Source organism: Ruegeria sp. BC1, from assembly GCF_056539305.1.
In genome coordinates, this window is record NZ_JBQFUT010000002.1 from 410,947 (window position 1) to 433,378 (window position 22,432).

Below are 22,432 nucleotides of genomic sequence, written 5' to 3' on the forward strand. Positions count from 1 at the left end.
ATGGCCTTGGTTTAAAAATTCCTTGCTCGTGTCAGAGTTCACGAGAGGGAAGAATTTTACCCGGATTCATAATGTTATCAGGATCCAACGCTTTCTTCATGGCACTCATATAAGAGACAGCCGGGCCAAGCTCCTTTAGCAGGTAGAGCTGCTTACCCTGCCCAATGCCATGCTCGCCGGTGCAGGTCCCCTCCATCGAAATGGCCAGATCATTCAACCATCCGACAAATTCATCCGCCCGCGCTGTTTCAACAGGATCGTCCATGTTTACCAACAATAAGGCGTGAAAATTCCCATCCCCTACATGCCCGACAATGGGTGCCAGCAACCCCAGGCTTTGGGCTTTTTCGCGGGTCGCAGTAACGCAGTCGGCAAGACGCGAAATAGGAACGCAGACATCGGTGGAAATTCCACGCGCACCGGGGCGCAGCTGCAAGCTGGCCCAATATAAATCGTGCCGCGCCTGCCACAGCTTGCTACGCTCTTCAGTGGTCGACGTGGCCACAAAATCGGTTCCGCCATGTTCTTCGGCGATCTGGCCAAATGTCTCGGCTTGCTCGACTACGCCGTTCTGCGATCCGTGAAATTCCAACAGCAGCAAGGGCGTTTCCGGCAGGGTCAGGCCAGAATACGCGTTGGCAGCCCGTACCGACACCTCATCCAACAGCTCAATTCGGGCCACCGGAATGCCATACTGGATTGTCATCATCACAGCCTGACAGGCCGCATCGACAGACGGAAAGGAACACCGGGCCGAGGTGATTGCCTCGGGGATGCCTTGCAAGCGCAGAGTCAGTTCGGTGATGATACCCAGCGTGCCTTCGGCCCCGATCAGCAAACGGGTCAAATCGTACCCGGCCGAAGATTTGCGAGCCCGATGGCCTGTGCGGATAATCTGCCCATCGGGCATCACCGCCTCAAGGCTGAGGATGTTGTCCTTCATCGTGCCATAGCGCACCGCATTGGTGCCCGACGCCCGCGTCGCGGCCATACCCCCCAGCGAGGCATTCGCGCCGGGGTCGATGGGAAAGAAAAGGCCTTGATCACGCAGGTGGGTGTTCAAGTCCTCTCGCGTGACACCCGGCTGCACCACGCAGTCCAGATCGCCCGCGTGGACGGCCAGCACCTTGTTCATCTGGGTCAGGTCGACCGAGATACCACCCGCCGGGGCATTCACGTGTCCTTCAAGCGAGGTGCCGGTGCCAAAGGCGATAACAGGAACACGGAGTTGCGCGCAGGTCTTGACGATCTCGGACACTTCTTCGGTCGAATGCGGAAACACCACCGCATCCGGGGATTGATTTTCGATCCAGGTGGTCGTGTGACCATGCTGTTCCCGGACCGCCTGACTTGTTTGCAGGCGATCACCAAACTTTTGCTTCAGAATGCCGGCAGCGGTTTCAATCCCGGCTTCGTTTCGGGGCAACGCGACTGCCTGCACCATGTTGCCTTCTCCCTATTCGCCCAACGCGATCCCTTCGCGGCGTGGATCGGCCCCACCGATAAGACCGTCGCCGATTTCAATCGCATGCAGCCCCGAGGTCAGATCCCTTGCGTTCACCTCGAACCCCATTTCGATCAGAGCGTCCGTATATCCTTCGGCCGCCGTCCCCTGCTCAACGTCATAGGTACCAAACCTGTTGACCAGATGCGGCAGGGATAGCGCCTGTTGCACGTCCATATCCCAATCGGCCCAAGCAATAATCGACTTGGCTACGTAACCAATGATCCGGCTGCCACCAGGTGAACCAATGGCCAGAACCGGCGCACCGTCTTGCATCACGATCGTAGGGCTCATCGAAGACCTTGGGCGCTTGCCCGGCTCCAGTCGGTTGGCAATCGGAACGCCATCACTGTGGGTCTTGAACGAGAAATCGGTCAGTTCGTTGTTCAGCAGAAACCCGTTGGTCATCAATCGCGAACCGAACCCGTTTTCGATCGTCGTGGTCATCGACAGCACGTTGCCATATTGATCGACAATCGAGATATGCGAGGTCGAAGGCAGCTCCAGCGACGCATCGTCGGCCCAGTTCGATGCATGATCGAATTCGGGGTTGCCGGGGGCGACCTCGATCAAAGCCTCCTCTCCACTTAGCAGTTGGCCGCGCTGCGACAGGTAATCCGGGTCGACCAGACCCTGCGTCGGCATCGGAACAAAATCGTGGTCCGCCATAAAACGACCGCGATCCGCAAATGCCAGGCGCGAGGCATCTCCGATCAGACGCCAGGCATGCGCGTCCTCAGGACCCATCGCGGCCAGATCATAGCCTTCAAGCATCCCAAGTATCTGACCAACCGTCAGCGCCCCGGACGAAGGCGGGCCCATGCCGCAGACTTCATATGCGCGATAGGTGGCGCAGACCGGTTCACGCTCGATCACCTGATACAGAGCCAGATCGACGCCAGACAGGACACCGGGATTGCCCGGCGCATTGCGGACCGTGCTGACAATACCGGCAGCGATTTCACCGCCATAAAATCCCGCTGCCCCGTCGCTGGCCAGTGTTCGCAGAGTATCGGCATAGGCCGGGTTGTTCAGGCGCTGACCCTGTTGCAGAGGCTCCCCCCCGGGCAGGAAGTACTCGGCCGTAACCGGGAAGCGCGACAGCCGTTCGGCGTCCGCTTCGACAAGGTTTGCAAGGCGTGGAGAGACAAGAAAACCATCGTCAGCCAGTGTGATCCCGTCCTGAAACAGGCTGGGCCACGGGCTACGACCCCAGCGTCGGTGGGCCTCTTCCAACAGCGCCGGTGTGCCAGGAGTACCGACAGACAGCCCACCTACAACAGCGTCATAGAATTTCAGAGGCTCGCCGTTCTCGTCATGAAACAGCCTGTGCGTAGCTTCGAGCGGCGCTGTTTCCCGTCCGTCCAGTGTGGTCAGCTTGCCGGTCGCCGCATCGTACCAGACCAAAAATGCACCGCCGCCCAGGCCCGAGGACTGCGGCTCGACCAAACCCAAAACGACCTGTACGGCCACCATCGCATCGGCAGCTGATCCTCCGGCCCGTAGAACCTTGGCTCCGGCCTCTACCGCCAACGGATTCGCAGCGGCAACCATCCAGTTCTGCGACGTGACCGGAGCGCCGGCCAATTTCGCCTCCAGCGAAGCAATGACCTCATCCGTGAGGCCTTCTTGCACTTGCCCCTCCGAGGCCCCCTCGGGGGCCACCGCATCCGCAGCCTCCTGCGCGAACGAGGCGCCGCTTACGCTCAATGCCGTAAGAAACAATCCCGAAATCAGAGTTCGTCTCATTGTGTCCTCCTGAAAACTATGTGTTGGCTTCTGCAAACGGATAGAAATCCAACTTGTCACAACATGGATGGTACAACCTGATCCGGCGGACGGTGTCCGTCTTCGAAGGTCTTGATGTTGATTATAACTTTTTCGCCCATTTCGATCCGCCCCTCCAGGGTGGCCGATCCCATATGAGGCAACAAAACGACATTCGGCATCTGCCGCAGGCGCGGGTTCACATCTGTCCCGTGCTCGTACACATCCAGCCCTGCACCGGCCATATCACCCGAGCGTATCTGCCGCGTCAGCGCGTTTTCGTCGATCACCTCACCCCGCGATGTATTCACGATGACCGCCGAGGGTTTCATCAGCTTCAACCGCCGTGCATTCATCAGGTGGAAGGTCGATGGTGTGGACGGGCAATGGATAGAAACAACATCCATCCGGGCCACCATCTGATCGAGGCTTTCCCAATAAGTCGCCTCAAGCTCCTGTTCGATCTCGGGGCGCAACCTGCGGCGATTGTGGTAGTGTACCTGCATTCCGAAGGCACTGGCGCGGCGGGCCACGGCCTGACCGATCCGCCCCATGCCCAGAATGCCAAGTCGACGCCCACCGATACGCCCGCCCAACAGGGCGGTCGGTGCCCAGCCAGTCCAATCGCCCTTTTGCATCACGGACAAACCTTCGGGAATTCGACGCGTCACCGACAATATCAACGCCATGGTCATGTCGGCCGTATCGTCGGTCAGAACACCTGGTGTATTCGACACCAGAATGCCGCGCTGCCGGGCAGTCGCAACGTCGATATTGTCGACCCCTGCCCCGTAATTGGCTATCAGTCGCAGGCTTTCCCCCGCCTGACCCAGCACCCCCCCGTCGATTGTATCAGTCACTGTCGGCACAAGAACGTCCGCGCTTTTTACCGCAGCCACCAGTTCCTCGCGCGTCATAGGCGTATCGTCGTCGCGCAACTTTACATCAAACAACTCGCTCAGCCGGGTTTCTACCGCCTCTGGCAACCGTCGCGTAACGACAACACTCAGACGTTCTCTTGGCACCTTCGCACTCCCATCGCTTTGCAAACCTTCGCACGCCATGGCATCGTGGCGCAGGATAAGGCGGGGCACAAGAACCCCATAGGCATTGAGACGACCTTTTTTCGAAACCAGATCAACAGGCAAAAGAGCAGGCAGTCAGTGAGTGGTTTTTTAACGGTAAATCGCCGCCTTCTGGCGGGTATATCTGCATTTTTGATTGCGCTTGGCCCTCTGGTGGCCAGTGCTCAGGATAAGCGCGGCCCCGTTACCAACCTGCCCCTGCCCCGATATGTTTCAATGAAGGCAGCAGAGGGCAACGTACGCCGTGGCCCATCGCTGACACACCGAATCGACTGGGTGTTTAAACGACGCGGAATGCCGCTACAGATCACGGCCGAATACGGTAACTGGCGCAAGGTTCAGGACCGCGACGGTGCCGGTGGATGGGTGCACTATGCCTTGCTGTCAGGTGTTCGCACCGTGCTGATCGAATCCGAATTGCTGGCCGTTCACACCAGCCCCGATCCAAACACGCAAATCAGTGCGCAGTTCGAATCCGGCGTTGTAGCGCGCCTGGGCAGTTGTAACCTGGATTGGTGCCACGTTTCCGCCGGCGGGTATCGCGGCTGGGCTCTGAAATCGAATCTCTGGGGAGTGGACCCGTCTGAAATCCGCGAATAGTCCGCCAGAGGCGCCAACAACGCTCAATTTGTGCGCGCTATGAAATCACATGTCAGCCTCACCAAATCCGGGCCGACATCCTCTTGCAGGAAATGGCCCGCATTCGGCAGCAGGACATGAGGCTGCCCCGCAGCCCCGGGGCACAGCCGTTGAAATACAGCGTCAACACCGGCCATCACCATATCGTCAGCACCAAATGCCGTCAGCACGGGTGTATTCAATCCGCGAATGACATCCCAGGCTTTGCGATTCGCATCTGACGAAGGGTTATCAGGAGAATCGGGCACCAACATCGGAAATTGCCGAGCCCCGGCTTTGTACGACTCGTCAGGGTACGGCGCGTTGTAAGCTGCAATAACTTCATCCGAAAGCTGGGATACCGTCCCTCCTTTAAGGATACCCCCTGCCGGGAACTCCGGGACTTCCTGACTGAACTTCCGCCAGTTCTCAAAAGCTTCGCCCATCGGCTGGTCGCCTGTCGGTAAGGCAGTGTTTGCCACCACGATGCGCGCAAATCTGTCAGGCATCTCGGCCCAAAGCCGCAATCCTATCAATCCGCCCCAGTCTTGGCAGAACAGCGTGATGTTGCGCAGGTCAATCGCTCGCAACCACTCACCCATCCATGAAACATGCCGTTCATAAGTATAGTCACTGCGTTTGACGGGTTTGTCCGAACGTCCGAACCCAATCAGGTCCGGGGCGACCGCGCGAAACCCTTCGGCAACAAACCCCCTGATCATATGGCGATAGAGGTAAGACCAGCTCGGTTCTCCGTGCATCATCAGAACGGGCGCGGCATCCTGTGGCCCTTCGTCCACGTAATGAACGCGCAGGAAACCACCCTCGGTATCTTTCACCTGCTGATAATGTGGATCAAAGGCATAGTCAGCCAAGTCCTGAAACCGCTCATCAGGGGTGCGTAGTACTTTCATGTCTCACCCTTCCCTTCGCCCAGGTGTTGTAGGTCAAACGCAGAAGCTTTGACAGCTTGCGCAACAGGCAAGACCCTCCTTATCACACGACACCGTTAACGGCGTCATACTCAAATTTAATTCGCGAAGGGCCGAAAGGAGGCATCGAGATTTCACCCTAAGATAGTGGTCAGAATTGAACCAGAGATTGCCGTGTACGCGCCACGAAAAAATATTTTCTCACCTTGCTCATTTTTTGGTGGAAAGGTCTTGAACCCTCCAACCAACAATCGTAGATAGCGCCTCACCGTTGGGGTGTAGCCAAGTGGTAAGGCAGCGGTTTTTGGTACCGTGTATCGTAGGTTCGAATCCTACCACCCCAGCCACTTTCCATGAAAAATTCAATAAAATCAGTAGATCGGTTTAAAATCGCTGCTGGCACGATCGCCCGGCTGTCACGTGATAGCCGTGCAGCTAACGTGAACCAGAGCCCCATTGGGGAAACAAAAGGACAATCAAACCGGCTCTCAAACTCGTTTCTCTCCGAGCGAAGCAAGACTCACGTCCCTCCCGCACCTGCATTGGGGATCCCTACTCCAGTGCCCGAGGAAGGAGACAAGAGAATTTTCATCGAGCCTACAACGCCCGCAACGCCCCAAGCCATCCACGCCATTTCACGAGAGATTGTTCGAAGCCAATTCGAATTGTTACTCAGCAACTTCTCTGATCCAGCCTTCGATGCTGAAGCGCAGATTTCGCACCTGCGCGCCGAGCTCGAACAGCTTCAAATCGAGGTGCGGGGCAGAGACTTATCGCGCCCTATTCGTGTCGCAAGGGAAGTCGCAGCAAAGATCGAAGAGCAGGCTGTGAATCCTATGGATGCCGGGGCAGCAAGGCAGTTTGCGACAACCCTTAAAGCGACCTGGAAAGCAGAGCTTACTGTCCTGGAAGACTTTGAGGACCCGCTGACAGTCGCAACCGGGCTCTTCGAGCGGTTTCAGATTGTTCCGAAAGACGGGCGGATTCCGCCATTCGTATCAATCAGCAAGGCCGTCGAGATTGCAAAGCAAGGAAAGACAGACGGAATGTGTGGCAAGCTGGATGCTATGGGCGGGCTACTGCTGGAGTTCTTCGGGAATGTCTCTCTTGATCAAGCGGCAAGACGTATAGTCGAATTCTGTCGTTTTCTTCATCGGCTGCCGCGAGATCACGGCCAAAAACACGGGAAGAACCGCCACAAAAAAGAAGGGGCATCCCCGCCAAAGTGCGAATTGATCGCTGCTGCGCATGCCCATGATGCAGAGTGCTATGAAAAAGTTCGAGCGATGCCAGGTGCCAGCGAGCGACAGCAACTGGCGAAGCTTCCTGATCTACTTTCAATACGAATGACGCAAACAAACTTGGAACGCCACCTCGACAGAATCCATGACATTCTCCGTGCTGCGGCCACCAGCCTTGGCTACTCTGGCGATACCAGGGTGCTCACTTACTCTGCACTCGCACAAGAGATGGCGAGCTTCAGTCAAGAGTTAAGAATGCAGGAACCGCTATTTCTTCGCATGACGCGCCCCAAAACGCGCTCCCGGTGGAGCGGGATCCGCCTCAAGAAACTGCTGACCTCACCGATCTATAGAGGGTGCTTTAGTCAGAAGCGGCGTACCCGTTCCGGAAAGAAGATCATTCGCGACGCAATCTATTGGGTCCCCTTGATCATCATGACCATGGGCACGCGGCTCACGGAAGTACTCCAGCTCAAAGCAGGTGAACTGATTTGGCATGACGATGGTGTATTCTGTTTGCGCTTCGCTTGGACCGTTGAACAAGACGGAAAGACGAAATCCAGCCGCCGGGTGGTTCCTATCCCCCAAGTCCTTTTGGAGTTGGGCCTCGTAGAGTGGATCAAACAGAAGGGCTTCGACGCAGACAACTTGCTGTTTCCAGAGATTTTCAAACGGAATCCTGTCCACTCGGATCAGACCTTTACCAAGCGTTTCTGGACCGTTCGAAAGAACCTTGAGCTATTGGACCACAGTGAAGACTTCTATGCACTTTGCATGTCTCTCTCCTCCGCACTTTGGCGTGCTGGAGTGGCCGAATCTGACCGCCAAATAATCATTGGGCACACGTCAAAGACTACGATTGGTCAATCTTATACGTCAGCGGACATGCGGAAATTGAAAGAGATGCTCGACCTCGCTGATTTCAAACTCAAAATCTTCAATTCCCGAGTCCATGGCTTCCCAGTCATTGGAGATTGCGGACTAATTTCGGGTGCACCCGCAAACGTTGAGGTGATCCTCGATGCCAAAGGCGCCGTGGGCGCTGTTCGGGTGACACGAGAGGGTGACAAGAAACAGCTGGCCGCTGCCTGTGTCTCGAATTCTGATGCTATGAAGTTGCCCGGGTGGAAGAAACCTGATTGTGTTTCCAGAGAACGCGCAGCCCAAGCGGTTCATGACTTGACTTCGGAATTTGCCCTGATCCCTCCTGGCAATGCTGCGCAAGCAGAAGCGTTTGAGCAGTTCATGGCATTTGGAACATCGCCCAGCGATTGAAGTGGGCCAGATCCTTCACCTTTCTATGCCAGAGGTCGATCGTATTGCCCTTTGTTTTTTGACTGGAAAATGATGGAAACGCTTAGCTTCATCGTCGCGACGTCGAGTTTCATCCATACCCTGCTTTCGACGCAATGATAGACGGGCGCGAAGTGTGTCACGCAACATTATCAACTCAACAAAAAGCCTCCGCACGCGACGCCGCCGAGGAAGACGCCCAGGAAAGCCCAAGGGCAGGAACCCTGGGTCTTCTTGGGTTGCGCCAAGAAATTCTCCATTTCGCCCCTCAGGACCTCCGCATGCGCGCTTTGGCTTTCTATCACCAGCTTCAGCTCCCTTATGCTGGAAGAATGCTGGCGCTGCGTCTGTAGCAGCTGCGCTACCGCCCCAACTGTCCGGTCGGCTTTGAGTGACGCTGCTTTTGCTGCCATCTCTGTGTTTTCCATAACTCTTTGCCAGTCCATTGATCGTCTCCAATTGCTCGTTGGTTTGATTGATTTCACGGATGAGGGCATTTGCTTCTAGGCGGGTCTTCCCAGCGTCGACGTGCTCCCATTCGTTCTTAGATTCGAGGGAGCCGCCTTTTGCTCTAACTGCTCTACTCGCCGATCCCTCGTGGATTGTGGGAATGCGTTCGATGCCCCGCGCTGCAAAAGAGCGGTGATCGATTTGTGAGTTTTGGTCAAACCCCCAATCCGTCATCATTTGGTTGTGTAGTTTCGCCCAATCGCGGGCAGCATTCTCTACAGCGTGTTTGCGAGCCATGCCGATAACGCTTCGAGGTCTCCCCCGTCCGCCACTGCGTTCTTATGTGTCGAAGAGAACGATATGGGCGTGTAGATTTTTTGATCATTCCCTTTGACGTCATGAATGGCGGCCACGAACCCGGCTTTTCGCTTTGTCATTTCTTCACAGAATGCTCGCACCAAGGCCTCTCTCTGCCCGGATGTAGGCTCTAAAGGAAGGGCAATGATAAAGCGTTCTGCGACCCTGCCCTTGCGTTTCGCAGCCGCGTTCTCCGCATCTTTTGCTGCGGCATTCAGTGAAGGAGATGACAACCTCTCATGCATCACGACCCGGGCCGCTTGGGGCCTGGTGATGTAGCGCAGATGAGCCGCTGTCTGACCAAGCCGTGCTCGACGGTTTTTGCGCTCCACTTTCACTGAAAAAGTCTTCGTGCTGTGTCGAAATGAGAATAATGCCATGTCTTTTTTTGATCGATGGGACAAAATCCTTAGATTTTGTCCGTTGTGCGCCTTCAAAACCGGAAGTAGGGACCAATTCACATGAACGAAAATTTTTCTAAGTCGCTCGACAGGTTGGCAATTCACCTTTCGGGACATTGTAGAAACTATAGGCTTGTGGACCTCAACATAGAGTCGTTGAGCGCCGACCAACGGCGCGGCGCAATTACCACGATCCCTCAGCTGTCATCCAATTTTTTATGTTAAACAGTGTCGGTGATGGAAGAGTGTTGCTCATCCAAATCACCGACACAACATTCGGCTTGCAGTACGGGCGGCTTGATGAGGTTTAGATTACGTTGCCGCTGACTTCCTCGATAATCCGCCCGCGCAGACTTCCGTCGAGTTCGAATTTGTGCATCACACCGTCAATCAGAACGACTTGCACGCACCGCAGGCGCATTGGTTCGTTTCCATAGACGCCAACGCACACGTGGTCGGCGAGGTCAAAGGCGTAAAACCCCTCTAGCATGGTTCCGTCTTCCAGCTTCAGTTTGGTGCTATTGCTCCCGTCATAATACACCAACGCCTTGGCACCGGTATTTGCGTTCTCAAACGTAACGGTTTTGTCGGCCAGACGAATGCTTACCTCTTCGGTCGTCAGACGATGGGCCCCGTTCGCGAGCGCTTTTTTTAGCTGAGTTTCTGCAAGTGCCGGGGCAGAAAGAGCTGTCAGGGCAAGTAGCGCGGCAAAGGTATTTATACGAATTTTCATTTGATGTGCCTCCATTTTGTGCCGAACGGTTGCCGCTGCTTGTTGCGCGACGGCGCATCACGCGCGGACATCCGGGCTTGCAAATCAGAGTCTGCGCGACGGTGCGGACTTGTGCTTAAGGGGCACATGAGGAATTCTAAGGGCGATCTGAGTTGTCATAAGGCAATACAGGAGAGTGTATATGCGGTATCGGTTCGACCGTTTCACGTTTGATCCCACACGCGGGCTCTTTCGGGACGGCGAAGCTATCCCTCTTGAACCCCGCGCGCTAGACCTGCTGCACTATTTTCTGAATGAGAAAGAGAGGATCATCTCGCGCGAGGAACTGTGCGATGCCCTTTGGGATGGAAAGATCGTATCGGATGCGGCGATAAGCACGCAGATTCGGTCGATACGCAAAGCATTGAGCGATGACCGGGAACAGCAGCGCTTCATCAAGACTTACCCGCGCAGAGGTTTCAGTTTTGTCGCCCCTGTCAAGGCCGATGAGGAGCCGCAAATCCCTGAGGACCAGAACGCAACCTCTCAAACCATACCGTCTGCATCAGGCGACAGCGGGAGGGAGCGAACTGGGACCCGAGCAGGTGTTGCGCGATACGCCGTATTGGCGGTGGTCATTACGCTCGGGATTGTTGGCTATCTCTTATGGCAAAGCACTCAGTCCGAAACGGCTGGTGTTGCAAAGCCGCTCGGCCCGTCCATCGCGGTCCTGCCCTTTGACAACCTTTCAGGCGATGAAAGCAAAACCTATCTTGCGGATGCTTTCACCGAGGACTTGATAACGGACCTTTCTCGTATCCGGGATGCATTCGTCATCTCACGCAGCACATCCTTTACTTATCGCGGTAAGAGCGTTGGCGCGTCTCAGGTAGCGACAGAACTTGGGGTGCGTTATGTGCTTGAGGGGAGCGTCCGGCTAGAAGGTGACCGCGTCCGGGTTAATGCTCAGTTGATTGATGGCGAAAATGACAGCCATCTTTGGTCAGAGCGATATAATCGACCGGCCGCTGATCTGTTCGAAGTTCAGGGCAATGTAACCGGTCAGATCGCGTCGGTGTTGCGGGCAGAACTTCGGAAAGCCGACCTTGGCCGTCAGGACCCCGAGCTGATGGACAACGCCTGGGATTATGCGCTGCGTGGAAACGTATTGCTCTACAACCATCAAAGTGTCTCGGACTATCAGGAAGCCTACGCACTTCTGACCAAAGCGACTGAGCTTGATCCCGAAATTGCATCCGCTTGGGGTGGGCTTGCTTTTGTTCATCTTGTCGGTAGCTTAGCGGCCGTGCCCGGAGTCAGCCGCTCAGATTCCGCGCAGCTGTCGCTGGAGGCCGCTCTGAAAGCAACGCAAGCGGACCCATTGAATGCCGAACCCTATTGGCTTGTTGGTACAGGCTACGCGCGCATGGGCCAACCCGAGTTGGGAATGCCGGCCTGTCGAACAGCAATGGACCTGAATCCCAACATGGATTGCGGATACGTTTGTGCAGGCCTGGTGCACATGGCGAGTGACGAACCGGAGAAAGCCATCCCGTATTTCGAGTATGCGCTGGAGCTGAACCCGAGGTTTCGCCCTTTCACCAAAGAGAAGTATCTTGGTCTGGCACACATCCAGAACAAGCAAAACAATCTGGCAATCGCCGCTTTGGAGCGAGCACTTGCGACAGCCCCACAAGATTCATTCGCTAACCTTGCGATGGCTTCAGCGCTGGCGCTGGACGGCAGGGTTGATGCCGCCAGCGAACTGCTTGATCGGCACTTCAGCGAAACAGGCGCCTCACGGCCTTCAATCGAGGCTTTGCGCTCAAGCCTAGGTTGGATGGGTGCTGGGACCGAAGATATGCTGCGTGGGCTAGGTAAGGCGGGCCTTTAGAAATCAACTATTTCGTTCAATATAAGTATTTTCAAGTCCGGTAAAAAAGGTTGGCGAACGCCCCGTTCCGGCGCGCGACTCGTTGAAAGCCGAGCAGCCGCATCGCGTACTTTGTGGTGAGTAGGTCACAGCGGAGGCTGTTAAAGACGCGCTTGAAATCACCCCGAAGCTATCAATCTCAGCCATGCGCAGGCAATTCGCAGGATCAAAAAACCACTCCGAGAACCGATGGTTCTGGGTGGCAAGTTTGCAAAGAGCGAATGTGCCCGAATGAAAATCGGTGCCAGGCTTGGCACAACTCTATGCCGTAGCGCTTCCTGTCGGTCAGCCTGCACTATCCTCCTGTAAAGGGGCAAACCGTCCCTCGGGCATGTCAACAGCTCTGTAGGCTTCCACGAAAGGCTGGATGTGTTCGTCGGGGCGCGCAAAGCGCCGATACATCCAGACAATGTCAGCAATTTTTATACCCGGACGAATCTTGTTGAGCCTGTCCCGCGCGGAAATGGCGGCGTCGCGCGGACCCAGTTCAGCCAGTATCGCAACCTCGATGGACACCGACCACCAAATATCCGGCTGTGCCCCCTTGCGATAGGTGCTCAGCGCTGTTTCATAATCTCCGTTCAGGAAATGATACTCGGCCAGCGCCTGATACCAGTTCGGGTCTGCTGCATTTGGATCAAGCGCAATTGCATTCTCAACAAGAGCGGCGCCCAATTCCAGACGCCCGGACCATATGAATTCATAACCGATTTGCCCTTGCAAATAGCGATCTGTCCCCAATGCAAGCGCTGTTTCGGCGGACGAGAAGAACCCGTCAAGATCGCGCTGAATCTGAAGCACAAGGGCCAGAAGGAAGTGAGCGCGTGCAGAATACGGGTTCAGCGAGACCGCGTTCCGCGCCGCCTCTTCCGCGCGTCGGATTTTCTCATCCTGTGTCCCTGGATACAGCCCGGTAAAAAGCTTCACATCCGTTAACAGTGCCTCGGCCAATTGCGCCCACCCACGCCAGTACTCGGGTTCGTCTTCGACAACCCGCAGGATACAACCGCGGACGCGCTCTTGCATATCTCGTCGGTTCAGAAAACCGACACGCAGCAGGGAACATTCATAAGACGAGAGATGCTCCGGAGGTTTCGCACGCGCATGACCTGCGTGAATGCGCTTGATCGCCCCGCCCGCGTCACCCACAGCAGAGGCAACTTTTTCGGTAATACTCAGTTGAACGTCCAGAATATTTGAAGTCGTGAGACTTTCGTCATACGCCCCCGACCAGACTTGAAGCCCCGAAGTTGTGCCTATCAGTCGTGCGGTCACACGCAGACGATCTGCAACCTGCCGGACAGAGCCCTCCAGCAAATAGTCCGCGCCGAATTTCTGCCGGATACTGTGCGGTTCACTTTCGTCCGGTCCAACGGAATGAGTTGATTGGCGGGACAGTACATTGAGGTCCTGGTAGCTCCCTAGCTCAACGATGATGTCTTCGCCAATGCCAACAGCCAATAAATCGTGGGCGTCCGTATTGCTAAGGTTTTGAAACGGCAGAACCGCAACGGTCGGACCCGTTGGCTCTGTTAACAGAGCAGCTTCATTAAAGGTCAAAGCGTCGGGTGGCTCGTGATCAAAGCCGATCCACAACGTTAACAAGCTTGCAACGCCCAGACCAACCAACACCGATGCACCGGTCATCAATGGAAGCTTGTTTGATCGCCGTTTGGATGCGGGCGCTCTAACAGGCATGACGCGGAAAACCCGAACCGGTTCAGCGATGTTCTTTAGGTTTTTCAGACCGAGGTCCTCAAATCCTGCATCCACCTTGCCCATTGCCTGGTGCGCGACACTCTCAGAAACCGCTACACCGCCTGAGTCAGCCAGACCTTCAATGCGGGAGGCAATATTCACCCCGTCACCATAGATGTCCCCATCAGCGATCATGACATCACCGAGGTTTATCCCGATCCGAAGTTGCAACCGCGACTGGTTTGCGAGCGTCGGAGCAGCTTCAGCCATTGCCCGCTGGATCTCGACGCCACAGGTTACGGCATCGACAACCGAAGCAAATTCGACAAGAGCACCATCCCCCATCAACTTAACGAGGCGCCCGTGATGTCTTGCAACTACGGGATCAAAAATCTCTGAACGCAGTGTTTTGAGGGCGGACAATACCCCTGCCTCGTCGCTGCCCATCAACGACGAATACCCAACGACATCGGCAGCCATGATCGCGGCGAGTCGGCGCTGCATGGGACCCTCCTACTCACAGTCTAACGGATGTCACGAAATCTCGACAATGCATGCCCTTCTGATAATCCAACTATTTTGGCCGTCATGGCACTGACTAAATGTAAGCTTCGCCTCATCCGCAGTGTCCGCTTCCGGGGATCTGCAAAGCTCGCTGGTGAATGTCCGCTTCGGGCTGATTGCGGTCCTTTGGAGCAAAAAAATGCGGATGTCCGCAAAGTCCGCAACGCGGTCATCAACTTCATTTCGTCAAATGTCTGCCCTGATCGAAGGCTGTCATTAATGTGTTGATCCACTGTTTCAGATGCGAGTGATTGGTTCTTGCGAAGGCAGAGGCATTAAGTTGCGCAGGTTGGCAGGGTGCCGATGCCTGGTGTGGGGGGGCTGGATGGAGACTTCGCTATGTCTAGTATCCAGCTTCCTATAGTCAGACCGACCCGCCCGCCTTGGAACAAGGGCCGAATTGTTGGCCGGAAACGTCCCCTGCAGCCAAGACAGGTCTGGGCAATTCGTGCGCGTCTCGAACTCGCTGGGAGCCAGCGCAACCTCGTGCTGTTCAACCTCGCGATCGACAGCAAACTTCGCGGATGCGATCTTGTTCGGTTGAAAGTGGCCGATCTTGTCGTTGCCGGAGCAGTCCAAAACCGAGTGTCGGTCATACAGAGCAAGACAGGCAGGCCAGTTAAGTTCGAGGTGTCGGAGAGCACGCGACGATCGATTCTTGAGTGGGTCAAGTTGCCCGCCATGCTAGGTCGCAGGTTTCTCTTTCCGAGCAGGCTTCACGCTTCGTCTCACCTGTCGACTCGGCAATACGCGCGTCTCGTCCGCAAATGGGTGTCTATCATCGGACTAGAGCCTTGTGGGTACGGGACGCATTCCCTGCGTCGCACTAAGGCGGCTCTGATATATCAAAAGACCGGCAACCTTCGGGCCGCCCAGCTTCTGCTCGGACATACAAAAGTAGATAGCACGGGTAGGTATCTTGGAATCGAACTCGACGATGCATTGAGCATTGCAGAGAAGATCGATCTTTGAGGATTTGGCGGACGGCAGCTGCCGTCCGTCATCTCAACTTAAACCGAGTGTTCAAACGTCTAGACGCGAACGGCTGCTCCTCTGGATAGCAGACCTTATTCCTTTTGCGTTCGATGACCTACTTGCGGACAAAACGGCCATTCGCATTCATCGTCTCGGTGTCCACATCCAGCCCGAAGCAGATCTTCAAAACCGAACTTCCTAATGCCGACTTTGCGAACAAATCCATTTATTCGCATTCACCACTGCAATGCCCACACTCAGCCCGACCGAGCATTTTAGGCTGTGAGTTTATTCGAACATATTTAAAGCAGTTTGTTAGTTGGATTTTGTGAGAAAAATGCTGGTTGCCGGGTTCAGATCGTCATTCGGATCCGTCAGAATACCAGCCGGGAATGACACCGAGATAGGTCGATCCTTTGTATCAAGGCAGAGCATGTGGTTATTGTCTCCGTCGCCCAGATCGGCAAGCGCCGTGGGTGTCACTATGCGTTCAGATCCATCCTCGGCCACTACAGTAATGCTGTACAGATCACGCTCCACATCACCGGGTTCCTTGCCATTGGCCAGCGTAACGCCACCCGCCCAAGTTACCCTAATTGCTTGTACGATGTTGTCACTCGGACAAAGGCTTCCTCTGGTTCGACGGGGTCCCAAGTTTCCGACCAAAGTCCAATCCTCAACAACCCTGGCAAAGATTATTGAGGGCCCGTCTTCCAGGGAAGTCACGGCTACAGTGGCACCTCGAAAATCAAGTGTCCCTTCGATGGAATGAAGGTGCCCAATAACTTCGACTGCAACGGGGGGATCCTCGGAAGCGTTCCCAAAATCTCCGATGAGAAGCACCGTGCGCAATTCACCGGGATCGGTAGCGGGCAACACTGACACGCAGTGCATTGTTCCGATCTGGCCTGACTTTGTTACAACTCTGAAGTCACCTGCCTGCAAAGTTTCCAGATCTACCTCGGTAGAAAAAATGACAGGCATCCCGTCTTTGCCCCTGGAACCTCCGCAAATGAGATTTGCTACTCGGGGCAACGCATCAAGCCCGTGGAACGCAGAAAGCAACTCGGCATCTTGTCCTCCAGCTGAACTCGGCAATCCGAGGTTTGGGGTTGTATCTTCAAGTTCTCGACTTGAAACGTCCTGCGCGCATAAAGCCGTTCCCGACAAGACAAACGCAGTGACAGGTCCGAGCAATGCGATCGCTTGAAGCCAATTCCTAAACTGATTCTGCAATAAGGTATTTCTCCACATTTGATCCTCGGCGCTGTGCGCTATCGGGCTGTTACGTGTTGAAATTTAAGAAATTCACGCAAACAAGTCTGGTCGAACTTGCCGCTATGCGGTTGCCAACAACGCATCGGAAAGCTCGTATTCCGAAAGGGCCCCTGGTGCGCCTATAGCAACAAGTCTTGTTTCGGGTTTTCGGTGGCCCCATACTCCATCTCTTGCGATGTCCATGCGTTTTCCGACAACCTGCACAAGAATGCGATGATCCGGATCCTCCTCGCTAAAAACAAAACCCTTGAGGCGATAAACGTCGCCAGGAAGCTGTCGAATTGCACTCCGAAGAGAAGACAAGCTTATCGGGCGTTCAGCTTTCATCACAGTTGTTGAGAAGCTGTCCGAGTGATCAGAGTGGTGGCAACCACAATCCGGCCCATGTTCGTGGTGATCGGGTATTTCTGTTTCAAGTTGTTCGGCGGCAAAGCGACCAACTGAAAGAAGGATGTCCAGTGGGACGTCTGCGTTGACAGCTTCGACCAGACGATATCGACGGAAGCGAGACCCGAGCCAATCGTGCACCCTTTGAACAGCCGCCCTGTCAACGAGATCGACCTTGTTCAAAATAACCATGTCCGAGAACGCAATTTGACGGAGCTTCAGTTCCATTTGTTCCGGCGCAGCAAATAGCTGTTCCGCATCGACCAAACACATAAGGCTGTCCAAGCGGATCATGTCCCGAAACTTCTGATCGGTAAATGTCATCGCGATTGACGACGGGTCCGATACGCCACTTGCTTCAAGGACGATGTATTCCGGTTTTTCAGGTCGGGCGAGAACGGCTTCCACTGTTTCGATCAGGTCATCTCGGATTGAGCAGCAAACGCAGCCATTCGCCAGGCTCATCACATCATCTTCCAAGCCAACGACTAAGTCGGCATCAACGTTGATGGATCCAAAGTCGTTGACCAGTACTGCCACGCGCAGACCGTGGTTACCTGTCAGGATCCGGTTCAAAAGTGTTGTCTTACCAGCTCCAAGGAAGCCGGTAAGGATTGTAACAGGGATTGCGGATGTCGAGCCGAATTCAATCATTGTTCGATCTCCTCTCAGTCTTCATCGCGCGAGCCGATTACATCCGAAACTTTTATGGTAAAGTCTTGCGGCCAGTCACCACCGGGCGCGCGGAAAACGTCAGTTGGGTAGTACTCGCGTGGATCAATCTCCATATCTCTGTACTTCTGATCTTGCTGATCTGCTCGAGTGAGCCTCGGATTCGGTAGTGTGATTTCATCAGGAAGCTCAATACGCCCTGCCTCGTCTGCCGCAGCCAGTTCGCGAAATGGTGGGACAGTGCCGGATTTTCCGGGCAATGCAGCTTTCCTGTACCAGATCGCATCTTTGGTCACGTTAACAACGGCTACATCGAGACCCCATTGGAACAGACCGTCGTAGTGGGCACGAATACCAGCCAGCATTTCAGCGTCGATGTCTTCGTCTTGCGTATAGTGTGTCACCATTCCCAAACGCGGCCTTGCGTCAGCAAAGAGCTTACCCACTGCATAGTGAGAGGTGTGATGCGTATCGATTGTGTAATTAAACAGATCCTGTGGGATACCGTATTTGTAGGTCATCAGCTGACCAACATCCTGTCCCGACATTTCTGTTACAAAGACATCAACACCTTCGCCGTATTTCCGTGAAAGCTCGTCTGGTCGGCCATCGCCTGTCCATACAAAGCTTAGACCATTCCAATCCAGCCGATATCCGACGGCACCGTCCTTGGCATGGCTGCGCGGCCAGGAGCGCACTGTGACGCCATCTTCGTCATAAACAATGCCGCCTTCTTGACGGAAATCGAATTCATTGACTTCGATCTCGTAACCGTCACCAATTGGGAATACGTCGAAAGCTTCGAGATGCCATTTGAGCATCTGCTGCATACCTTTGACCATTCCGGCTGTTCCAAGCTCGGGGGTTCGACCAGAGGGGCCGTGAATGCGCAGCGGTGTGTATCCTCCTGACCAAGCCCGGAACGGGTAGATGTAAGGGATGTCGGCATAGTGGTCGACATGCAGATGAGAGATGAAGATGTCGTTGATCAGCTGCCCCGGAACTTGCATGGCAATGATATTGCGGACACAACCAGATCCAAAATCGAAGAAGAAACGTTTTCCATTTCCCAACTCCACCATGATGCAAGTACCCGCCTGATCTTCACGCGGCGGATATGGTGTTGAACCACAGAATGAGATGCGCATCTCATCTGGCCCCAACTCCTCACTAAGTGGAAAATAGTTTGCATTTGAACCAGTCATGTACTTCGTCGGACGGAAGTACTCCGGCAACGAGATGCCACCTGCGGGTCGGCCACCGTATGGATTCTTGAGTGTTTCTCCCAGGGGGCCGTCTCCTTCGTGGGCTTCTGCACTTCCTGCCGCAAACCCAGCCGCCCCAGTCGCAGCCGCTCCAGTTGCTAAACCCTTCAGAATACTCCGCCGCGACGGGTCTTCAATTTTATCTGTCTCCTGAACCTGTTTGTTCTCCAGTTCTTTCCCATTATCTTCCTTGGTCATGGATTGGTCCTCAATTAAAAGTGTCTCAAAGGATGCGCTTCACCATCCGGCGAAGCTCGTTCACGAGTTCAGATCTGATGTGGGTCCATTCCGTGCGCTCTGAAGTTGGGATCGATCCGTCATCCAACAGCTCGGAAACTTTCTTCAGGTCTTCGATAACTTCTTTGAGTATCGCATCCGTTTCGATACGCCCCGACAACGCCTCGGAAAGTTCTGGAATCTCTTCAGTCAAGTCCACCGCCACTGGATAAATCCCGGTTCCCACTATCTATTCTCACATCGAGATGAGTGTGGTTGACCGCGAAGGCCAAGTGAGTCACCGTGAGTTGGGGGTGAGTTTGCCTTGAACAAAGCCAATGATTTGCCGATAGATCAACATGTTGTGCAGCCGTCGCCGGATCTTGTCCGGGAAGCGCTCGAGCGCGTTGTATCGAGCGACGAGTTTCAAGCTTCGCCCCGTCTCCAGCAGTTTCTTACATACGTAGTCGAGGAAGCAATCGCGGGTCGCGGTCCTCAGATTCGAGGCAAAGCTATCGCTGTCGAGGTCTATGGGCGACGCATTGATGGCACTGGCAGTCAAAATCTCGTTCGCGTCGAAGCCAGGCGGCTACGTCGGTTGTTGCGTGAGTTTTACGAAGATCAATGGGACGGCGAGGGTGTTCGCATTTTTGTTGACCCTGGCGGTTACAAGCCGCGGTTTTCATACGAACCTGCAATTGAAAACCGCACATCAAGTGTGTGGAACAGGGATGAGGCGGGTGGGGGTCGGCCTTCGCTGCCACTTATGCCAGTTGGGCTGGGTGTCCTTGCTGTAATCGCTGTGCTCGGTATCTGGTTGAGCCGGGAAAACACGGATGTTTTGCCCACAACTCAATCCATCGAACAGGCTGAGCGAACTGCGCTTGGCGAGCAATCTTTGACACGGCTTCAGGCGGCTAATCTTGCGGATCAAGCCCGAGGCATGTTTTTCCCGGTTTTTGACGTCAAACGCCAGCAAATAGCACTGGGAATGTTTCAGCATGCCACCGAGCTCGACCCAGCACTCTCCGATGGTTATGCCGGATCGGCACAAGTCCTGGCGACTTTGGCCATGCTGTCCCCTGACAAGGCGCGAAGAGATGACCTCTTTATTCAAGCTTCGGAGATGTCGGGGAGAGCGCTTGATTTATCTCCAACCGATGCCTGGGCAAACGGTGCGAATGGTTGGGTACTGGCCACCCAAAATAACCCAGCCGAGGCTATGAAATACGCAAGATTGTCCGCTGAACTTGAACCGAAGGATGGTCATATTCTGGATATTGTTGGCATTACCGCCATCATGGCGGGCGCTCCAGATGTTGCGGCCGAGGTTAGCAATCCAGAAAGACCCAGGTCAGGATCAGGCCGCTTTGGCGCACGAAATATTTGGGGTGTATCACAGCTTATGCTCGGGAATTACGAAAAGGTTGTCCAAGCTTTTCAAGGCGCGCCCGCTGCTGGTGCGCCCGTAAGTGCTCCTTCGCTCCTATTTCAGGCCGTTGCGCACGATCAGTTGGGACATGCCGAAGAAGCACAACGACTGGTCACTGAAATGCGCAAGACATGGCCGGAGTTTCCTTCTGAGTTTCTCGCTGGCAGGATTTTCCAAAATGATGACGCAACGCGGGAAGCGATATTGGATACTCTGATCAAATACTGATGAAACGCGTCGCATGGTTGTCGACGCAAAGTCTACTTTCTGCGCATAACCGTCGTCGGCGCAGACTGCAGCATTCGGCACTTTGGGCTCGGTGAGGTCATTCGGTGCATTCGACATGAACGACTGCTTTGCGGACAAAGCCGTCTTAGGCCGGCGCTGCAGATTTCGCATTTCCACCGACAACCCACAAACACAACACCGCAAGCAAAACCTCTATCGCAAATGCGGCAAGAATGTTTTCGGATGGCCAACCATCGAGGACGAAACTGATTGTCCTGCCCACGGCGAAAGCTGAGAAAACCGTAGCCCCAAGCAAGGCTGAGGCCTTGACCAACTTTTGGTAAAATGCTCCGCACAAAATGATCAGGCCAAGTACCGCGAGATTGGCAGCAGGTGCACGCAACTCACTCATCAGGTTTGGCTGCGGCGAGAGTACGATGCCGTAGTTGGCGTAGAAAGACTGTGGGTCCAGAGTGATGGCCAAACCTATGGCGAATGCAGTTAATCCGGACATGCCCAAGAAAAGTCTGCCTCTAAGTTCAAGTTTCATGTTTGTCTCCAATGTCCTTTGGCCTGGCTCAAGCGGCTTTGGTCCACGCGCCAGACATTTCAGCTTTGTTTGCGAAGTCGGCGAAGTCGCGTGGCGCGCGTCCAAGCGCACGCTGGACCCCGTCCGCGAGGTTCGCGTTGCGCCCGTCAAGCGTTTCGCGCGCAATGTCGGTGATCACATCAGCAATCATCTCGCCATTCGCATGCGCGATTTCCACGTGGAAGTCTTCGAATGAAATTGGCAGGTATTGCACAGTCCTGCCCATGGCGCGCGAAAGCTCTGCGGCCATGTCTGCAAACGTCATTAGACGGGGGCCGGTGACCTCGTACAGTTCGCCGTCGTGTCCTTCTTCTGTTAAAGCAGCTACGGCAACATCGGCGATGTCGTCCACGTCGATGATTGGTTCGCGTACATCGCCGGCGGGCATCGGCAAGACACCTGCCATGACCGGACCAAGCAATGCCCCTTCAGAGAAGTTTTGTGCAAACCATGCTGCACGAACGATAGTGAACGGAACTCCGGCATCGCGTACAACCACTTCCGCTCGCTCCGCATGAAACTCGCCACGCCCGGTCAGCAGCACAAGACGCTGTAATCCCTTTTCACGAGCCAATGCTGTGAAGGCTTCGACTTGCTCAAGCGCGCCTGGAAAAGCGATGTCAGGAAAATAAGAAATATAGGCAGACGAGACGCCTTCCAGGATTGCGGGCCAGGTCTGCGGTTGTTCCCAGTCAAATGGGGTTTCACTGTTCCGCGATGCGCGCCGGACTGCCTGCCCTTTTTCTTCCAGACGTGTCGCGATCCGTGATCCGGTTTTGCCTGTTGCGCCAAGTACAAGAATGGTTTGCTGTATCATTGGTCATCTCCATGAGTT

Annotated in this window: 19 protein-coding genes and 1 tRNA gene; 6 read left to right on the plus strand and 14 right to left on the minus strand. The window is 54.9% G+C overall.

The features are described 5' to 3' along the window. Positions 1–31 precede the first annotated feature (31 nt). The 3 genes from ACR0IY_RS07770 to ACR0IY_RS07780 are packed head-to-tail and all read right to left on the minus strand — an operon-like array spanning position 32 to position 4,296. Positions 32–1,444 carry an FAD-binding oxidoreductase gene (locus ACR0IY_RS07770; RefSeq protein WP_480671918.1) on the minus strand — a complete coding sequence of 471 codons (1,413 nt, stop codon included), beginning with the start codon at positions 1,442–1,444 and terminating at the stop codon, positions 32–34. A 12-nt stretch (positions 1,445–1,456) separates the two neighbouring features. Beyond that, positions 1,457–3,253, minus strand: coding sequence for a gamma-glutamyltransferase (ggt, locus tag ACR0IY_RS07775; protein ID WP_480671920.1), 1,797 nt, complete (start codon positions 3,251–3,253; stop codon positions 1,457–1,459). Between the two features lie 56 nt (positions 3,254–3,309). Then, positions 3,310–4,296, minus strand: a complete 987-nt coding sequence (locus ACR0IY_RS07780; protein ID WP_480671921.1) for a 2-hydroxyacid dehydrogenase — start codon at positions 4,294–4,296, stop codon at positions 3,310–3,312. Between the two features lie 138 nt (positions 4,297–4,434). Between ACR0IY_RS07780 and ACR0IY_RS07785 the strand changes: the two genes are divergently transcribed. After that, on the plus strand, positions 4,435–4,956 hold the full coding sequence (locus tag ACR0IY_RS07785; RefSeq protein ID WP_480671923.1) for an SH3 domain-containing protein: 522 nt from the start codon (positions 4,435–4,437) through the stop codon (positions 4,954–4,956). A gap of 23 nt (positions 4,957–4,979) precedes the next feature. On the opposite strand, the gene ACR0IY_RS07790 is transcribed toward ACR0IY_RS07785, so the two are convergent. Continuing rightward, positions 4,980–5,888: a haloalkane dehalogenase gene (locus ACR0IY_RS07790; RefSeq protein WP_480671925.1), complete on the minus strand. Its 909-nt coding sequence runs from the start codon at positions 5,886–5,888 to the stop codon at positions 4,980–4,982. A 290-nt stretch (positions 5,889–6,178) separates the two neighbouring features. On the opposite strand from ACR0IY_RS07790, the gene ACR0IY_RS07795 reads away from it, so the two are divergent. Both ACR0IY_RS07795 and ACR0IY_RS07800 read left to right on the plus strand, forming a co-directional pair. Continuing rightward, positions 6,179–6,253 (plus strand) — tRNA-Gln (locus ACR0IY_RS07795). Positions 6,254–6,466: 213 nt separating this feature from the next. Then, the gene (locus tag ACR0IY_RS07800) at positions 6,467–8,422 is read left to right on the plus strand and encodes a tyrosine-type recombinase/integrase (RefSeq protein WP_480671927.1); all 1,956 of its coding nucleotides are present in this window, start codon (positions 6,467–6,469) and stop codon (positions 8,420–8,422) included. Positions 8,423–8,437: 15 nt separating this feature from the next. On the opposite strand, the gene ACR0IY_RS07805 is transcribed toward ACR0IY_RS07800, so the two are convergent. The 3 genes from ACR0IY_RS07805 to ACR0IY_RS07815 all read right to left on the minus strand — a co-directional run bounded on the left by ACR0IY_RS07805 (position 8,438) and on the right by ACR0IY_RS07815 (position 10,381). Beyond that, positions 8,438–9,187 carry a MobA/MobL family protein gene (locus ACR0IY_RS07805; RefSeq protein ID WP_480671929.1) on the minus strand — a complete coding sequence of 250 codons (750 nt, stop codon included), beginning with the start codon at positions 9,185–9,187 and terminating at the stop codon, positions 8,438–8,440. Then, positions 9,166–9,627, minus strand: coding sequence for a MobA/MobL family protein (locus tag ACR0IY_RS07810; RefSeq protein WP_480671931.1), 462 nt, complete (start codon positions 9,625–9,627; stop codon positions 9,166–9,168). The genes ACR0IY_RS07805 and ACR0IY_RS07810 overlap by 22 nt, the downstream gene beginning before the upstream one ends. A 328-nt stretch (positions 9,628–9,955) precedes the next feature. Then, entirely contained in the window at positions 9,956–10,381 is a 426-nt protein-coding gene (locus tag ACR0IY_RS07815; RefSeq protein WP_480671932.1) for a hypothetical protein, read from the minus strand. A 181-nt stretch (positions 10,382–10,562) separates the two neighbouring features. On the opposite strand from ACR0IY_RS07815, the gene ACR0IY_RS07820 reads away from it, so the two are divergent. Beyond that, complete coding sequence (locus tag ACR0IY_RS07820; RefSeq protein WP_480671934.1) at positions 10,563–12,254, plus strand: winged helix-turn-helix domain-containing tetratricopeptide repeat protein; 1,692 nt, start codon at positions 10,563–10,565, stop codon at positions 12,252–12,254. A gap of 324 nt (positions 12,255–12,578) precedes the next feature. Here ACR0IY_RS07820 and ACR0IY_RS07825 read toward each other — a convergent pair whose 3' ends face one another. After that, entirely contained in the window at positions 12,579–14,495 is a 1,917-nt protein-coding gene (locus ACR0IY_RS07825) for an adenylate/guanylate cyclase domain-containing protein (protein WP_480671936.1), read from the minus strand. Positions 14,496–14,894: 399 nt separating this feature from the next. Here ACR0IY_RS07825 and ACR0IY_RS07830 point away from each other — a divergent pair, with 399 nt between their 5' ends. Next, positions 14,895–15,527 (plus strand): tyrosine-type recombinase/integrase, encoded by a 633-nt coding sequence (locus ACR0IY_RS07830; protein WP_480671938.1) that lies wholly within the window; start codon positions 14,895–14,897, stop codon positions 15,525–15,527. 318 nt (positions 15,528–15,845) lie between these two features. Here ACR0IY_RS07830 and ACR0IY_RS07835 read toward each other — a convergent pair whose 3' ends face one another. The 4 genes from ACR0IY_RS07835 to ACR0IY_RS07850 all read right to left on the minus strand — a co-directional run bounded on the left by ACR0IY_RS07835 (position 15,846) and on the right by ACR0IY_RS07850 (position 19,562). Further along, positions 15,846–16,784 (minus strand): hypothetical protein, encoded by a 939-nt coding sequence (locus tag ACR0IY_RS07835; RefSeq protein WP_480671940.1) that lies wholly within the window; start codon positions 16,782–16,784, stop codon positions 15,846–15,848. 84 nt (positions 16,785–16,868) lie between these two features. Further along, complete coding sequence (locus tag ACR0IY_RS07840; RefSeq protein ID WP_480671943.1) at positions 16,869–17,849, minus strand: CobW family GTP-binding protein; 981 nt, start codon at positions 17,847–17,849, stop codon at positions 16,869–16,871. 14 nt (positions 17,850–17,863) lie between these two features. Next, positions 17,864–19,330, minus strand: coding sequence for a guanitoxin biosynthesis MBL fold metallo-hydrolase GntH (gene gntH / locus ACR0IY_RS07845; RefSeq protein ID WP_480671945.1), 1,467 nt, complete (start codon positions 19,328–19,330; stop codon positions 17,864–17,866). A gap of 25 nt (positions 19,331–19,355) precedes the next feature. Next, positions 19,356–19,562: a hypothetical protein gene (locus ACR0IY_RS07850; protein WP_480671947.1), complete on the minus strand. Its 207-nt coding sequence runs from the start codon at positions 19,560–19,562 to the stop codon at positions 19,356–19,358. Between the two features lie 111 nt (positions 19,563–19,673). Between ACR0IY_RS07850 and ACR0IY_RS07855 the strand changes: the two genes are divergently transcribed. Then, entirely contained in the window at positions 19,674–21,008 is a 1,335-nt protein-coding gene (locus ACR0IY_RS07855; RefSeq protein WP_480671949.1) for a tetratricopeptide repeat protein, read from the plus strand. 145 nt (positions 21,009–21,153) lie between these two features. Here ACR0IY_RS07855 and ACR0IY_RS07860 read toward each other — a convergent pair whose 3' ends face one another. Both ACR0IY_RS07860 and ACR0IY_RS07865 read right to left on the minus strand, forming a co-directional pair. Further along, positions 21,154–21,558, minus strand: a complete 405-nt coding sequence (locus ACR0IY_RS07860) for a DUF4345 domain-containing protein (RefSeq protein ID WP_480671951.1) — start codon at positions 21,556–21,558, stop codon at positions 21,154–21,156. 28 nt (positions 21,559–21,586) lie between these two features. Further along, positions 21,587–22,414, minus strand: a complete 828-nt coding sequence (locus ACR0IY_RS07865; protein WP_480671953.1) for a Rossmann-fold NAD(P)-binding domain-containing protein — start codon at positions 22,412–22,414, stop codon at positions 21,587–21,589. Positions 22,415–22,432: the final 18 nt, after the last annotated feature.

What these genes read in the sequence shown, in the direction of transcription:
- ACR0IY_RS07830 (WP_480671938.1), top strand. Translation starts at nt 14,895, where the DNA reads ATGTCTAGTATCCAGCTTCCTATAGTCAGACCGACCCGCCCGCCTTGG.
- ggt (WP_480671920.1), bottom strand. Translation starts at nt 3,253, where the DNA reads ATGAGACGAACTCTGATTTCGGGATTGTTTCTTACGGCATTGAGCGTA.
- ACR0IY_RS07825 (WP_480671936.1), bottom strand. Translation starts at nt 14,495, where the DNA reads ATGCAGCGCCGACTCGCCGCGATCATGGCTGCCGATGTCGTTGGGTAT.
- ACR0IY_RS07860 (WP_480671951.1), bottom strand. Translation starts at nt 21,558, where the DNA reads ATGAAACTTGAACTTAGAGGCAGACTTTTCTTGGGCATGTCCGGATTA.
- ACR0IY_RS07835 (WP_480671940.1), bottom strand. Translation starts at nt 16,784, where the DNA reads ATGTGGAGAAATACCTTATTGCAGAATCAGTTTAGGAATTGGCTTCAA.
- ACR0IY_RS07820 (WP_480671934.1), top strand. Translation starts at nt 10,563, where the DNA reads ATGCGGTATCGGTTCGACCGTTTCACGTTTGATCCCACACGCGGGCTC.
- ACR0IY_RS07815 (WP_480671932.1), bottom strand. Translation starts at nt 10,381, where the DNA reads ATGAAAATTCGTATAAATACCTTTGCCGCGCTACTTGCCCTGACAGCT.
- ACR0IY_RS07865 (WP_480671953.1), bottom strand. Translation starts at nt 22,414, where the DNA reads ATGATACAGCAAACCATTCTTGTACTTGGCGCAACAGGCAAAACCGGA.
- ACR0IY_RS07810 (WP_480671931.1), bottom strand. Translation starts at nt 9,627, where the DNA reads ATGGCATTATTCTCATTTCGACACAGCACGAAGACTTTTTCAGTGAAA.
- gntH (WP_480671945.1), bottom strand. Translation starts at nt 19,330, where the DNA reads ATGACCAAGGAAGATAATGGGAAAGAACTGGAGAACAAACAGGTTCAG.
- ACR0IY_RS07790 (WP_480671925.1), bottom strand. Translation starts at nt 5,888, where the DNA reads ATGAAAGTACTACGCACCCCTGATGAGCGGTTTCAGGACTTGGCTGAC.
- ACR0IY_RS07770 (WP_480671918.1), bottom strand. Translation starts at nt 1,444, where the DNA reads ATGGTGCAGGCAGTCGCGTTGCCCCGAAACGAAGCCGGGATTGAAACC.
- ACR0IY_RS07840 (WP_480671943.1), bottom strand. Translation starts at nt 17,849, where the DNA reads ATGATTGAATTCGGCTCGACATCCGCAATCCCTGTTACAATCCTTACC.
- ACR0IY_RS07805 (WP_480671929.1), bottom strand. Translation starts at nt 9,187, where the DNA reads ATGGCTCGCAAACACGCTGTAGAGAATGCTGCCCGCGATTGGGCGAAA.